This window comes from Cohnella sp. (assembly GCF_041641335.1).
Lineage (GTDB): Bacteria > Bacillota > Bacilli > Paenibacillales > Paenibacillaceae > Cohnella.
The window spans coordinates 1-12359 of record NZ_JBEPYQ010000147.1 but is presented as its reverse complement, the minus strand read 5'-3'; the positions used below and the strand labels follow the sequence as shown (position 1 = coordinate 12359).

The following is a 12359-nucleotide window of genomic DNA, read 5'->3' as shown; positions in this document are numbered from 1 at the left end:
CCTGTGACGGGTTTATCCATTCCAAATTTCAGGATCGTATAGCATCGGAGGGAGATAGATGCCCATGACATCATTCCATCGATAATCGTTCAGTACGGCTCTGTTTACTTATGGGACAGCCCCATTCTTTTATTGATCATTTTAGGTTGCCCTGACTTATGGGACAGTCCCTCCGCCCGAAGGAGAAACACGGGCCTGTTCCGTCCCTTCCCGGTCAGCAATCCGAAGCCGCGGCGTCCGCTCGGACATTCGGCTCTCTCTTCGCCAGCACTTCCTTCTTCAAGAACCAGGCCACTATGAATGCGACTGCCCCGAAGAGCAGCGACAACAGGAACAGCTCTTGGAACGCTTCCGCGAAAATCGCCCGCACCCCGTCGACCAGCTCCGCCGACATGCCGTCCGGGATGCCGCCCGCGGCGATGGCCTCGCCCGAACCTTCCGGCAGCCGGGCCCCCATCTGCTCGACTCCTCTGCCGATGCGGCTGCCCAGCACGCTGCCGAACACGCTGAGTCCGATCGTCGCGCCAAGGGATTGAAACAGCTGAACCGACGAGATCGCGACGCCGCTCTCCTCCTTGCCGACCGATTCCTGCACGATCAGATTGTTGGCCCCGAACAGTGCGCCGACACCGAAGCCAAGGACTATAAAGGCGGCGACCACGTACAGAACGCCCGTCCCGACGCCGATGCGGGACAACAGCGCGAATCCGGCCAGAGGAAGCAGACAAGCGGCTACGAATACGTTCCGATACACGACCCGCGTAACTAGAAAACCGACCAGGACGCTAGCCGGAATCGTCGCGCCCGCAAAGGCGAGCATGAGATAACCCGAGGCTGTCGGCGCCAGTCCCATCACGTTCTGGGCATAGAAAGGAAAAGCGGCAATTCCGCCCATGACGCTGAGCATCAGCAAAAAGACAAGCGAGTAGATGACGACGACATTGCGATTGCGGAACAGACTCGGCGGGATCATCGGTTGTTCCGCTTTCCGTTCGACGCGAACGAATACCGACAGCAGCAGCGCCGACATCGCCAGCAGACCGAGCACCGCCGGAGACGTCCAGGAGTACCCTTGCGTATCGATCAACACCGGCGCAAGCAGCAACAGCAGCAGACCGGCCGCGAGCAGCGTCGCTCCCGCCCAATCGATCGACCGCCTTCCCGTTCCCCTTGTCTCCCGCATTCCGGCAGCGATCATCGCAGCGGCGATCAGTCCGATCGGAATATTGATCAGGAAAATCCAGTGCCAATCGAATTGTCCGACGATGTAGCCGCCCACGGTCGGACCGAGCAGTTGGGGCAAGATGAGCAGCGGACCGAATAACGCCTGTATTCTGGCCCGCTGCTCCAGCGGGTAGGCATCGCCGATAATGACCAGCGCGAGCGGCATCAGCCCTCCGGCCCCGATCCCTTGAATCGCTCGCCCGGTCAACAGTCCCGCCATCGACGAAGCGGTCCCGCACATCATCGAGCCGCAGACAAACAGCGCCATGCAGACGATGTAGACCCGTTTGCGTCCATACAAATCCGCCAGCTTGCCGATGATCGGCATGAACATCGTCACCGACAGCATATAAATGCCGGCTACCCAGCCGTACAGCGCCATGCCGTGCAGTTCCCGAATAATCGTCGGCATGGCGGTCGCGACCACCGTCTCGTCCAGCTCCGCGAATATCAAGCCTAGCAGCAGCCCCGCCAGAACGAGCTTTTTATTCGTCTTCCCGGTCCTTGCGATTGCCATGCCTGCACCCCTTCCCCCAGCGGCTTCTTGTTTCCCTTGACTATACCTGCACAACCTCATGCACGGCCGCGCTCTTGTGAATATCCACTTCGCTGCGGTATTCAACCCGCCCGATCCGGCATCCCGGACCAATCTCGACGCGATTGCCGCGAACGACGTCCGCTTCCGTATGCTCCAGCGCGACGACGTCCCCTTCGATCTGCTCCGCGTTCAGCTTGCAATCGCCTCCCCCGTTGACCAGGCTGAGCAGCTTCTTGGCCCGGCTTCTGCGCACGAAGATTTTAGACCCGCCGATCTCCTTCGCCATGCAAGGACCGAACATCCGGACGTCCAGCGTATCCGCGCTGAGCAGTCCCGAAACGGAGAAAGCTCCGTCCATCTTGAACATGCCCGCTCCGCAGTCCCCGCCGGTCACGATGTTGCCGGTGAACTTGACCGTTTCCCCTCGCAGGTCCGCCATAACCTCCAATTCCCCTCGCCCGCTCACCTTGCCTCCGTTCAGTCTGCCGCGAACCTGGCATTCCCCGGTCATTTTCATCTCCCCGACCGTCAAGCCGCCCGCGATCTCAAGCTCGCCGATCTGCGTCAGCTTGATGCAATCCACATCTCCGGAAAACGTGCTTTCACCCGTCAACCTGACTTTCCGAAAATATCCGCCCGCCGAACTCGTCTCTCCAACCATTTTCACATCGCGTCTCGCTTGTTCAGTCACCGACCTTCGCCTCCTTGCCGATTTTCGCGCCCGGGTGCGCGCTTAACTCCGTTCTGTATTCGACCAACCCGATCGCGCAGCCTTTGCCGATGCGGACCCGGTTGCCGCGCACGACATCCGCCTGGGTATACTCCAGGTCAATCTCGTCTCCTTCAATCGTTTCCACGTGAAGCTCGGGGGCAAACCGCGGCATCATCCAAGTAAACAGCTTGTTCAGGGGACCTCTGGCCTTCTGCTTGACGCGGATCGACTCTCCGCCGATTTCTCCCGCTCTGCCTCTCCCGTGCAGAAGGACGTCCATGCTTCCTACGTTGAGCAGGCCGTTCACCTCGAACGCTCCTTCCGCGTTGAAGCTCTCGATCTCGCAGTTTCCGTCAACGCGAATCAGGCCGTTCACCGAGAAGCTGTCTCCCTTTAACGAGCCTCTCACCTTCATATGCCCGTCAACGAACGACCTCGCCGCAGACAAGTGCCCGTCGATCGTGAACATGCCGTCCGCATCCATCGTATCCGCGGCCAAGCTGCCCCGAATCTTCGTCATCCCGTTGCAATCGAAATCGACGCAGACGATATCGCCCTCGACCGTGCCTACCCCGTCTATTTTCACTCTGCCGTATTGTCCGCCGCTCGCCGTGCTCACTCCGTTAATGACCAAATCTCCTTGCTCGGGTCGATTCATATGATCTCCTCCTACACCCATTTTCCTTTTAACTGCTCGATGCATTCCGTCATGGAAATCCGCGCGACAACCTTAACGCCGCTCTCGAAGTACAATTCGGACGGGGCGGACAGCAAAGCGAACGACGAGACGCCCATCTTGCGCGTGAACACCAGATCGCAGGCTTTGCCCGTAAACTTCGGAAAATGCTCCCGAAGCGTCCACAGCAGCCGCTCCCCCTCCTCCATGCTCATCTCCCCTGCCTGAAGCAGCTTGTCGACGACGTAGAAATACAGCAGCTTGTCGAACGCGTACACCAGCGAGTCGTCGTCTTCCGACGCGAAGCGCTGCAGCACAATGGACGAAACAATGTTTCGTTTCACTAAGTCCGACTTGCGCATCTCGTAGTCCGGCAGCGCCGGAGACAGCTTGTCGGCCAGCTCATCCAGCGACAAATCGTCTTTCATGTTCATGATTTTATCGATGCGGGCCAAGATGAGATCGCGCGGAAAAAACGTTTCCTGCCCCGTAAACGTGGATTTGCGGATAAACCAGTCTTCGGGAATGAGCTGCTTGCGTTTCCATCGGTACAACTGCCCGTAGGAGATGCCTTTCTCGTCCAGCAGCTCCTTCTTGGATATTAAATCTCGCTCCATCTTCATCCCTCCGACAACATCGTAACATAACACTGTTACGTTACACAACAAATAAATAAACCCGACGTCAACTTCAGGCTCATTTCCTTCCCTTCCTCGGCGAGCAGCTCCTCGAGTTCGCGGTCTGCACCACTTGCCCGCTCGCGCGCAAAAAAGAGACGATTCAGTTGGGGCGCCGGCTTACAAAGGCCGGCTCGTTCCCAATGAATCGTCTCTCTAACTGATATCGTATATTTTAGACACGGTTGCTGCCCTTCACTTGTCCGTGTTGGACACCCATATGACGTTGTCTTCGTCCTGACCGTTCACCGGCCACCAGTGATGCCCCTCGTCGCGCAGCAGCTGCTCCGCGCGCTCCGGCCCCCAAGAGCCTGCCGGATACAAGTCTGGCGAGACCGCATAGTCTCTCCACGCCGCGGCGATCGGATCGACGATCTTCCATGCGGCCGCCAATTCGTCCCAGCGGGTGAAGTACGTGCCTTCGCCGCGAGCCGCGTCGAACAGAAGACGCTCGTACGCTTCCGGCGTATTGATGCCGACCAGACAGCTCTGGCAGAATTCCATCGCGACCGGCTGGATCTTCAGATCGTTGCCCGGCGTCTTGGCGTTGATCCGGAAGTAGATGCCTTCCATCGGATTGACGCGGATGACGAGCAGGTTCGGCTGCAGATCTTGCTTCCTGGCGAACAGGACGTTGCCCGGCACGTTCTTGAATTCGACGACGATCTCCGTCGACTTGACCGGAAGCCGCTTGCCCGTGCGCACATAGAACGGAACGCCCGCCCAGCGGAAGTTCTCGACGAACAGCTTGGCTGCGAAGAACGTCTCCGTCACCGATGCCGGATCGACGTTATCTTCCTCGCGATAGCCCTTAAGCTCTTTGCCTTTAAGCGATCCGCTGGAATACTGGCCGCGCACGATGTGTTCGCGAACTTCTTCCTCCGAAGCGTATCTTCTGACGGAACGCAGCACTTTCACTTTCTCGTCGCGAATGCTTTCCGGGTCCAGACGGCCCGGTGGCTCCATCGCGATCATCGTTAGCATCTGGAGCATATGGTTCTGCACCATATCCCTGAGCGCTCCGGATTTATTGTAGTACGCCCCGCGATCCTCTACGCCGACTGTCTCCGACAGCGTGATCTGCACGTTGGCGATATGGTTTTTGTTCCACAACGGCTCGAAGAAGGCGTTCGCGAACCGAATGACCTCGATGTTCTGCACCATTTCCTTGCCCAGGTAATGGTCGATGCGGAACACTTCGTCCTCCCGGAACACTTGGCGAATCTCCTCGTTAAGCTTCTCCGCGGAAGGATAATCGTAGCCGAACGGCTTCTCGATGACGAGCCTGTGCCAGCCCGCGCTCTCCAGCATGCCGCCGTCGCGCAGATTGCGCGACACGCTGCCGAACAGCTCCGGCGCAAGCGCCAGATAGAACAGACGGTTGCCGGGAATGCCGTAGGCGGCTTCCACCTGCTCCGTATGCTCCTTCAATTGCTTAAACGCGTCGACGTTGCCGGTATCCAGCGACAAGTATGTAAAATGATCGGAAAAAGCGCTCCACACTTCGTTCTCCTCGGGCTTGTAGCGGCAAAATTCGCCGATGGACGAGAACACGTCGTCGCGGAATTGCTCGTTCGTGCGCGGCCTGCGCGCCAGTCCGACGACGGCGAACCGCTCTCCGAGCTTACCTTCGCGGTATAAGCTGTATAAGGCCGGGAACAGTTTGCGGCGGGCGAGGTCGCCCGTGGCTCCGAAAATGAAATAGACCGCTGCAGGAGCGGAGACTGTATCGATTTTGTTGTCCGTCATGAATCCTCATCTTTCTTAGGCAGGATTGGATGAGCCGATTTTGTCAAATCTCATGAATTGTAGTGTAGCACAATTAGAGGGACAACGCTATGTTTTTAACTGTCATTTCCACTTGGATGGGTAAACGCCCGTACACGTATGTCACGCCGGGAATACAATGCATCAAATCGATCACCCAGGAGGTTGGCCTACCATGTTCGACGATGATTATTCCGTAGACGAGTACTCTCTTCGGCCGCTCTACGGCCGCGCGGTATGCGTCGTCACTTACGACGATGCCCGCCATACGGGGGTATTGACCTCGTGCGGGACTTCGACGCTCGTTCTTAACGGAGAGCGAACGGCCCGGCCCGTCAAGCGGGTACGCAAATCCAAGCAGCAAGCCGAGATCAGCGCTTCGGAGTATGAGGAACCGCTCGATTCCGAACCTGTCTACTGGGGGAAAATGGGGCTGGAGCCGCCGATGGAGATCCATTCGTCCAAGTCGGTCATCTCCCTGGCTCGCGTGAAGGCGGTCTGGCCGATCTAATCCGCCAGCCCGTTCCGGTGCGCGTAGATGGCCGCCTGCGTGCGATCCTCCACGCCGAGCTTGCCGAACAGGTTCGTCAGATGGTATTTGACCGTCTTGATGCCGATGAACAGATCGTCCGCGATCTCCTGGTTCGACTTGCCCAGGGCGATCAGCTTGAGCACTTCCATCTCCCGCTCGGTCAAATCCTCGTGAGGCTGAGCCGCCGTCTGCTGAGGGCGGCGGAAGCGGTTCATCATTTTGGAAGCCACCTGGGATTCGAGCACCGATTGGCCGCGCGCCGCCGCGCGGATCGCGTCGGCGATCTCGGAGGCTCGCGAAGTTTTGAGCAGATAGCTGAATGCGCCCGCCTCGATGACGGGATACATCTTCTCGTCGTCGAGGAAGCTGGTCAGCACGATGACCCGGCATTCCGGCATCTCTTCCATGATCCGCCGCGTCGTCTCGATGCCGTCCATTCCTTCCATCACAAGATCCATCAGCACGACGTCGGGAGAATATTCCCGCGCAAGGCGAAGCCCGTCCATTCCGTTGCCGGCTTCCCCGACGACTTCGATGCCCTCCTCCGTGCCCAGCACGGCCGCCAGACCGATTCTCACCATCTCGTGATCGTCCACCAATAATACCCGCACCAACGACTGTTCCGCCGCCATCCGCTCAACCGCCTTCCGCCATCAACGGCACTCTGATTTCGATTCTCGTTCCTTTGCCCGGCGCGCTCGCGACGTTCAACGACCCGCCAAGCTCGTTCACGCGTTCTTCCATGTTGGTCATTCCGTAGGAAGCCTGCTTCTTCACCTGCGTGTCGAAGCCGATTCCGTTGTCCCGAATGCCCAGGCGCACCGCTTCTCCGCGGCGCTGGAGCACGATGTCCATCTTCGTCGCTTTCGAATGCCGGAGCGTATTCGACAGCGCCTCCTGCACGATGCGGAACAGATGGTTTTCCACGCCTTTGTTCAGCGGCAAATCCTGTTCGATATCGATGGCGATATCGACCGGCACCTTCGCCTTCATCTCTTCCACGAGCTCGGGAATCGCTTGCGCCAGACGCTTGCCTTCCAGATGCACGGGACGCAGATGCAGCAGCAGCGCCCTCATCTCCGATTGCGCCGCGGAAGCCATCTCTTCGATCAGCTCCACTTGCCGGCGCGCCCGCTCGAAGTCGTGATCCATCGTCCGTCCGACCGCCGTCGCCGTCATCGAGATCGCGAACAGCTGCTGGCTGACCGCGTCGTGCAGCTCCCGCGCCAAGCGCTGGCGCTCCTCGACCACCGCGCTCATCCGGGCTTGCGCGGCAAGCTCCGCATTGTTGGTGGACAAGCGTTGAAGCGACGAGACCTGGTCCTCCCACTTGCGTCCCAGCTTGCCGAGCTGCTCCCCGAGCCGTCCGATCTCGTCTTTGCCGAGATCCGGCAACGGCAAGGACGGGGTCCCTTTCTCAAGCGTCACCATGGACTCCCTGAGCATCTCCAGACGATTGCGTATCGGAAAGCTTCTCCAAAAACCGAAAGCCGCCCCGGCAACGGACAACACTCCGATCGCCGTCAGCGAGAACGAAATCGCCTTGTTCAGCGAATGGAACGAGCCATCCACGCCGTAGCGGATCAGCAAATAAACGACAAGAGCGCCCACGCCCAAGGAGTACAACACGGCCTCGCCCATGTGGCGCCAAACCATATTGGTGACTTTACGAGACTCCATGCGACTCCTCCTCACAACGACTTTAAGTAGGTAGTTCAAAAAATCCGCGGACTTTTTGAACTTTCACTAAACGGTACGTATTTTGATATCTCCTACGAGATAAAACAACTGAAGTTTCAGCTTCTGCTCGCACTCCTCGTAGTTCGGCGATTTCCACGAGAGACGCTGCATCATGCCGCCCTCCTGAATTTGCCGGAACGTCGCTTGCCCGATCAGCACGGACGCGTCCACCTGCAAGCCGTAGTCCTCCGGAACGATCAAGTCCACGTTGCCTACGACGCCCTGCAGGACGATCGTCGTCTCCTTCTCTTCGGGAACGGCCAGCGACATGTCCATGTGGATTTCCCCAAGCCCATGCCAATAGCTCATCGAGTTCAGCACCCAGGATTGTTCGTCGAGCCGCATGTTCACGAACAAACGATGCTTGCCGACGTGCGTGACGAATTCCGGAGGTCTGGCCCGGAAATAATAAATCCCGAGCGAGACGAGAACCACGACGGCGAAAAGCGCGAACTGGGTCACGATCAGCACAAGCGTGCTGACCGCGATAACGACGACCGATACTCTGGAGCGATCGGACCGGTATCGATGAATGCCGAGCAGCAATAGCAGGACCGCGTTAACCGTCGTGTAACCCGCCACGGCGCCAAGCGCGAGGTAAATTCCGGCTGCTATGAACACAATCGCGTTGCTGGATTTTCTCATGTCGGGTCACACCTCCTGCCTTTATTCGTCTCCTTGTCGCAGGGAAAGCCATAACGGCTCTTCGTCCGTTATGGCTTGCCGTATCCGCGACATCACTATCCGACATCATAGCACATCTTGCGCCGGGGGAGAATGCTTGTCGCTTACTCTTTGTTCAAATTCGGCTGAACGCGGCTTCTGAGCGCTTCCAGCTCTTGCTCTACGCGGAATTCCTTCTCCGGATCGATGCGGCTAGGCGTGGTGCCGAAGGAAACTCCCGGCAATCTGGCCACTTCGGCCTCCGCTTCCATCTGCAGGATTTTCTCCTCCATCCGGTGGAAGCCGCGGGAAGCCGCTCCGCTCTCGATCGTGTGCAGCGAGCTGACTTGCGCCATTTGCTTGCGGGCTTTCGCCATCTGGGAGCGAGCTACGAGCTCGTTGCGCTTGTTGCGGAGCTTGTAGTATTCTTCCTTCATTTCGTGAAGCTGTGCCGTCAATTCGGACACTTGCCCGCTGGCTTGAGCGTGAAGCTCGGCCAGGCTGTTCGCTTGCTGGCTGTATTGCACCTTCTCTTCGAGAAGCTTGCGAGCGAGCGTCTCGTTGCCGGAGCGCAGAGCATGCTCCGCTTGACCTTCGCGGTCGACGCCGAGTCTGACCAGTTCTTCCAGGCGCTGCTTCATCCGGCGCTCGGAGGCCATTTGCTTGGCCACTGTCACTTCAGCGTCATGAATTTCGATTTCCATGTCGCGCAAATATTGATTCAGCATGACGATAGGATCCTCAAGTTTATCAAGCAGATCATGCACCGACGCCTTCGTTAAGTCTTTAATTCTTTGGAATACACCCATTGTGTTATTCTCCTTTCGATTGTTTCTCGAATTTTGAAATTCTGGCTTTCAGTTCTTCGATCTCTCTTTGCAAAGACTTCTTCTCGATATCTTCCATCATCGCGTCCAGCCCTTGCGACGGGCGGCCAGACGTCGGCTGGGCCGACTGGGCCGGTCCCGGACGGGCGGTGCCGGAAGCCGAGTAACCGGCGTAACCGGAAGAGTTCGGGTTCCAGTTCGGATTGTGGCTCGGGCCGCCTTGGGCGTGGTTATAGCCGTAGTGCTGGTCCTGCCCCCGATAGCCCGGATCGTAAGGACCCGGTCCGAATCCGCCGTAGTAAGGCTCTCTCGGAATGACGAATCCTGCGATGATGTAGACGAGGACGACGGAACCCGCGGAGAAGACGGCTACGACGATCAGCAGGATCCGCAGCAGCGTCGCGTCGACGCCGAGGAAGTCTGCCAATCCTCCGCACACCCCGAATAACTTGCGGTCCCGGGTGGAACGGTAAAGTTTGCGCATGTTCGGTTTAACCTCCTTGTTGCAGTTTGCGTTTCAGTTCCTCGAGTTCTCTCTCGATCGTGGTTTTCACGACCTCTCCCGCGTGGAGCAGCGTTTCCTGGCCCATCCGGCGCAGATCGCGCAGGCTGCGGGTTTCGAGCTCAATATCGGTCAGACGGTCGTCGATCTTGCGGAACATCTGGGACGTGTCCGCGCCGCCGGGAGTAAATCTCGCGTTAAGTCTTTGCTGAAGACGAATGGATTCCATTCTCGCTACGTAGAATTGGCGGCGGTCGTACACCGCGCGGTACTCGCTGCGCAGCTCCTGAAGCAGCAGCTCCAGATCGTTCAGCTCGCTCCGGCTCTGCTCGTAGAGCTGACGGTAGCGCTGGGCGCTCTCCTCGTGAATGACTTTATCTTGAAGCGCCAGCTTCGCGACGTTCTCTTCGCCCGCCTTCAAGGCGGTGACGGCTTGCTGTTCGCGCTTGTCGGCCCATTGCTCGGCGTCTTTCCACTGCCGATACAAGCTGTCCGTATGCGCGGCATACTGACGCTGCAGCCCTTCGCTTTGGGTAATCTCTTGATGCGTCGACCAGAGAAATTGATCGATGACGCGTACCGGATCTTCCGCTTTTTCCAGTCGATCGTTTAACGTGGCCACCGTAATGTCGCGCACCCTTTTCATGACGGTCATTCCCTTTTCCCTCCTCGTTCTTGATCGCGGCAGTTGCTGCGTCTATATGGAAGATTAGAATCTCGTTGCTCGATTGTTGCGGCCCAGCATCGATACTCCGAATACGATCAATCCGATTGCCGCGATCCAGACGAACAGGAAGCTCATCTTGCCCAGCAGCACGAATCCTCCGACGACGGCGATACCTCCGCCCAGCAGCTTGCTTCCATTGTTCCACACCGCGACTCCGAGCAGAATCAGCAGAATCGGAACCAGAAGTCCGAACAACCATCCCAATCCGAAGCCCAGCTTGCTGAGGATGATCAATCCTCCGAGAGCGATCAACAGGAGAGCCAATCCATTCCCTCTTCTCATTTGCTTCACCTCTTTTCTGTAACTCGTTTACCTCATGACCTTATTGTAAACCTCTCCGCGTTTATGCATAACGGACCCGCGTATGTTTTTGATCCTAGACTGTGGTCGAGGGTCGTTACGGTCCCGCGACCTTGCCTTATCGGACTTGCGGTCGCGCTAATGGCAACAATTGTGGGTTTCCCCTCCCATTCTACCTATGGTAGCGTTTAATTATCTGGTTACGGAGGGGATAAGTATGAAGAAGCATGTAGCTGCGTTATGCGCGGCAGCGCTGCTGGCTAGCGGCATCGGCGCCGTTCCGGGAACGTCTTCGGCGGCGGCTCCGAGCTCGTCGTCGCCAACGAAGAAACCGACTCTATCTAATGAAGATACGAATTCGGGAACCAACCCGGGCAGCGGAAGCGGAAGCAACGGCGGAAGCTCGACGGGCGGCAATTCGGGGAACGCTGTCGACGGAGGCGGCCAAACCGGGAACGGCGGCAATAGCGGCGGCAGCGGCAATAATGGGGGCAATGGCAACAACGGATCAACCGGCGGTAAAGGAGAAGTCGAGGATTCCAATGCGGCGTTGATTGACCAAGTGATCGCCGAAGGCATGAAGTATCTCGGAACGCCGTACTTGTTCGGTTCCAACCGCAGCACGACGGAGACGTTCGATTGCTCCGACTTCGTGCGTTGGATCTATAAGGAGAAGACGGATCTCGTGCTTCCTCCCGATTCCCGCCAGCAAGGCGCATTCGTGAAGAAGCTCGGAACCGACAAGTCGGAGTGGCGCAGTCTGAAACGCGGAGACCTGATGTTCTTCATGACCTACAAGGGTTCGACGGCCGCCGCCTACAAAGGAATCAACAAGACGACCGAACGGATCACGCACGTGGCCCTCTACCTCGGCAACGGCAAAATTCTGCATACTTACTCCAACGCCAGCGGCGGCGTACACGTTCAATCTTTCGCGGGGTCCCAGTGGGAACATCGCTTCCTGTTCGGCGGCAGCGTCCTGACCGAGAAGGCGGCGAAGCAGTAGACCCTTTCGCGCGAACTGCATGATAACATCAGCTTATGAAAAATAGGGGGCTTGTCCCGTCCACTGAGGATACGGACATGCCCCCTATTTGCGAACCAGAATTTGTATGCCGGGACGTCCCTGCGCTCCCGCACCCGCTAACGGTCTGGTTGGACCGCTATTCCAGATATTCTGCCGCTCTCGCACCTTCTAACGGTCTGACGGACCGTTATTCCGTACATTCCGGCGCTCCTGCACCCGCTAACGGTCTGGCAGACCGCTATTCCAGACATTCCGGCGCTCCTGCACCCGCTAACGGTCTGGCGGACCGCTATTCCAGACATTCCGGCGCTCCTGCACCCGCTAACGGTCTGGCGGACCTCTGTCAAGAAAGTGGACACCTTTTAAGCGCATTTAGCTGATTTTTTTGTAATATATGGCCTCAAATCGATCCGGCGATACGTAACCCAAAGAACCATGGATTCTCTT

The 12359-nt window shown here is 57.8% G+C and carries 14 protein-coding genes; 2 read left to right on the top strand and 12 right to left on the bottom strand.

Annotated elements, in window-relative coordinates; all coding sequences use genetic code 11:
- Positions 1-214: 214 nt before the first annotated feature.
- The 5 genes from ACESLM_RS29365 to zwf form a co-directional block, all read right to left on the bottom strand.
- Entirely contained in the window at positions 215-1741 is a 1527-nt protein-coding gene (locus ACESLM_RS29365) for an MFS transporter (RefSeq protein WP_372638001.1), read from the bottom strand.
- Between the two features lie 40 nt (positions 1742-1781).
- Complete coding sequence (locus tag ACESLM_RS29360; RefSeq protein ID WP_372637998.1) at positions 1782-2453, bottom strand: hypothetical protein; 672 nt, start codon at positions 2451-2453, stop codon at positions 1782-1784.
- Positions 2446-3132: a hypothetical protein gene (locus ACESLM_RS29355; RefSeq protein WP_372637995.1), complete on the bottom strand. Its 687-nt coding sequence runs from the start codon at positions 3130-3132 to the stop codon at positions 2446-2448. The genes ACESLM_RS29360 and ACESLM_RS29355 overlap by 8 nt, the downstream gene beginning before the upstream one ends.
- Before the next feature lie 11 nt (positions 3133-3143).
- Positions 3144-3767, bottom strand: a complete 624-nt coding sequence (locus tag ACESLM_RS29350; RefSeq protein ID WP_372637993.1) for a YhbD family protein — start codon at positions 3765-3767, stop codon at positions 3144-3146.
- Positions 3768-4022: 255 nt separating this feature from the next.
- On the bottom strand, positions 4023-5576 hold the full coding sequence (gene zwf / locus ACESLM_RS29345) for a glucose-6-phosphate dehydrogenase (protein WP_372637991.1): 1554 nt from the start codon (positions 5574-5576) through the stop codon (positions 4023-4025).
- 193 nt (positions 5577-5769) lie between these two features.
- Between zwf and ACESLM_RS29340 the strand changes: the two genes are divergently transcribed.
- Complete coding sequence (locus ACESLM_RS29340; RefSeq protein ID WP_372637989.1) at positions 5770-6105, top strand: hypothetical protein; 336 nt, start codon at positions 5770-5772, stop codon at positions 6103-6105.
- Here the strand turns inward: ACESLM_RS29340 and ACESLM_RS29335 are convergent.
- From ACESLM_RS29335 to ACESLM_RS29305, 7 genes are all read right to left on the bottom strand, one after another.
- The gene (locus tag ACESLM_RS29335) at positions 6102-6758 is read right to left on the bottom strand and encodes a response regulator (RefSeq protein WP_094049388.1); all 657 of its coding nucleotides are present in this window, start codon (positions 6756-6758) and stop codon (positions 6102-6104) included. The genes ACESLM_RS29340 and ACESLM_RS29335 overlap by 4 nt on opposite strands.
- Positions 6759-6762: 4 nt before the next feature.
- Positions 6763-7806, bottom strand: a complete 1044-nt coding sequence (locus ACESLM_RS29330; protein ID WP_094049390.1) for a sensor histidine kinase — start codon at positions 7804-7806, stop codon at positions 6763-6765.
- 66 nt (positions 7807-7872) lie between these two features.
- Positions 7873-8511, bottom strand: a complete 639-nt coding sequence (gene liaF / locus ACESLM_RS29325) for a cell wall-active antibiotics response protein LiaF (protein ID WP_372637986.1) — start codon at positions 8509-8511, stop codon at positions 7873-7875.
- 143 nt (positions 8512-8654) lie between these two features.
- Complete coding sequence (locus ACESLM_RS29320; protein ID WP_094049394.1) at positions 8655-9338, bottom strand: PspA/IM30 family protein; 684 nt, start codon at positions 9336-9338, stop codon at positions 8655-8657.
- Between the two features lie 4 nt (positions 9339-9342).
- Positions 9343-9840, bottom strand: a complete 498-nt coding sequence (locus ACESLM_RS29315; RefSeq protein WP_372637983.1) for a PspC domain-containing protein — start codon at positions 9838-9840, stop codon at positions 9343-9345.
- Between the two features lie 7 nt (positions 9841-9847).
- Positions 9848-10513: a PspA/IM30 family protein gene (locus ACESLM_RS29310; RefSeq protein ID WP_094049398.1), complete on the bottom strand. Its 666-nt coding sequence runs from the start codon at positions 10511-10513 to the stop codon at positions 9848-9850.
- Positions 10514-10567: 54 nt separating this feature from the next.
- Complete coding sequence (locus ACESLM_RS29305) at positions 10568-10867, bottom strand: LiaF transmembrane domain-containing protein (protein ID WP_094049400.1); 300 nt, start codon at positions 10865-10867, stop codon at positions 10568-10570.
- Between the two features lie 235 nt (positions 10868-11102).
- On the opposite strand from ACESLM_RS29305, the gene ACESLM_RS29300 reads away from it, so the two are divergent.
- A complete protein-coding gene (locus tag ACESLM_RS29300) occupies positions 11103-11891 on the top strand; it encodes a C40 family peptidase (protein ID WP_372637978.1) in 789 nt (262 codons plus the stop codon).
- Positions 11892-12359 lie beyond the last annotated feature (468 nt).

Bases quoted from the DNA above. Each gene is read 5' to 3' on its own strand.
- liaF (WP_372637986.1), bottom strand. From the start codon at position 8,511: ATGAGAAAATCCAGCAACGCGATTGTGTTCATAGCAGCCGGAATTTAC.
- ACESLM_RS29305 (WP_094049400.1), bottom strand. From the start codon at position 10,867: ATGAGAAGAGGGAATGGATTGGCTCTCCTGTTGATCGCTCTCGGAGGA.
- ACESLM_RS29330 (WP_094049390.1), bottom strand. From the start codon at position 7,806: ATGGAGTCTCGTAAAGTCACCAATATGGTTTGGCGCCACATGGGCGAG.
- ACESLM_RS29355 (WP_372637995.1), bottom strand. From the start codon at position 3,132: ATGAATCGACCCGAGCAAGGAGATTTGGTCATTAACGGAGTGAGCACG.
- ACESLM_RS29315 (WP_372637983.1), bottom strand. From the start codon at position 9,840: ATGCGCAAACTTTACCGTTCCACCCGGGACCGCAAGTTATTCGGGGTG.
- ACESLM_RS29365 (WP_372638001.1), bottom strand. From the start codon at position 1,741: ATGGCAATCGCAAGGACCGGGAAGACGAATAAAAAGCTCGTTCTGGCG.
- ACESLM_RS29320 (WP_094049394.1), bottom strand. From the start codon at position 9,338: ATGGGTGTATTCCAAAGAATTAAAGACTTAACGAAGGCGTCGGTGCAT.
- ACESLM_RS29350 (WP_372637993.1), bottom strand. From the start codon at position 3,767: ATGGAGCGAGATTTAATATCCAAGAAGGAGCTGCTGGACGAGAAAGGC.
- ACESLM_RS29340 (WP_372637989.1), top strand. From the start codon at position 5,770: ATGTTCGACGATGATTATTCCGTAGACGAGTACTCTCTTCGGCCGCTC.
- zwf (WP_372637991.1), bottom strand. From the start codon at position 5,576: ATGACGGACAACAAAATCGATACAGTCTCCGCTCCTGCAGCGGTCTAT.
- ACESLM_RS29335 (WP_094049388.1), bottom strand. From the start codon at position 6,758: ATGGCGGCGGAACAGTCGTTGGTGCGGGTATTATTGGTGGACGATCAC.
- ACESLM_RS29310 (WP_094049398.1), bottom strand. From the start codon at position 10,513: ATGACCGTCATGAAAAGGGTGCGCGACATTACGGTGGCCACGTTAAAC.
- ACESLM_RS29300 (WP_372637978.1), top strand. From the start codon at position 11,103: ATGAAGAAGCATGTAGCTGCGTTATGCGCGGCAGCGCTGCTGGCTAGC.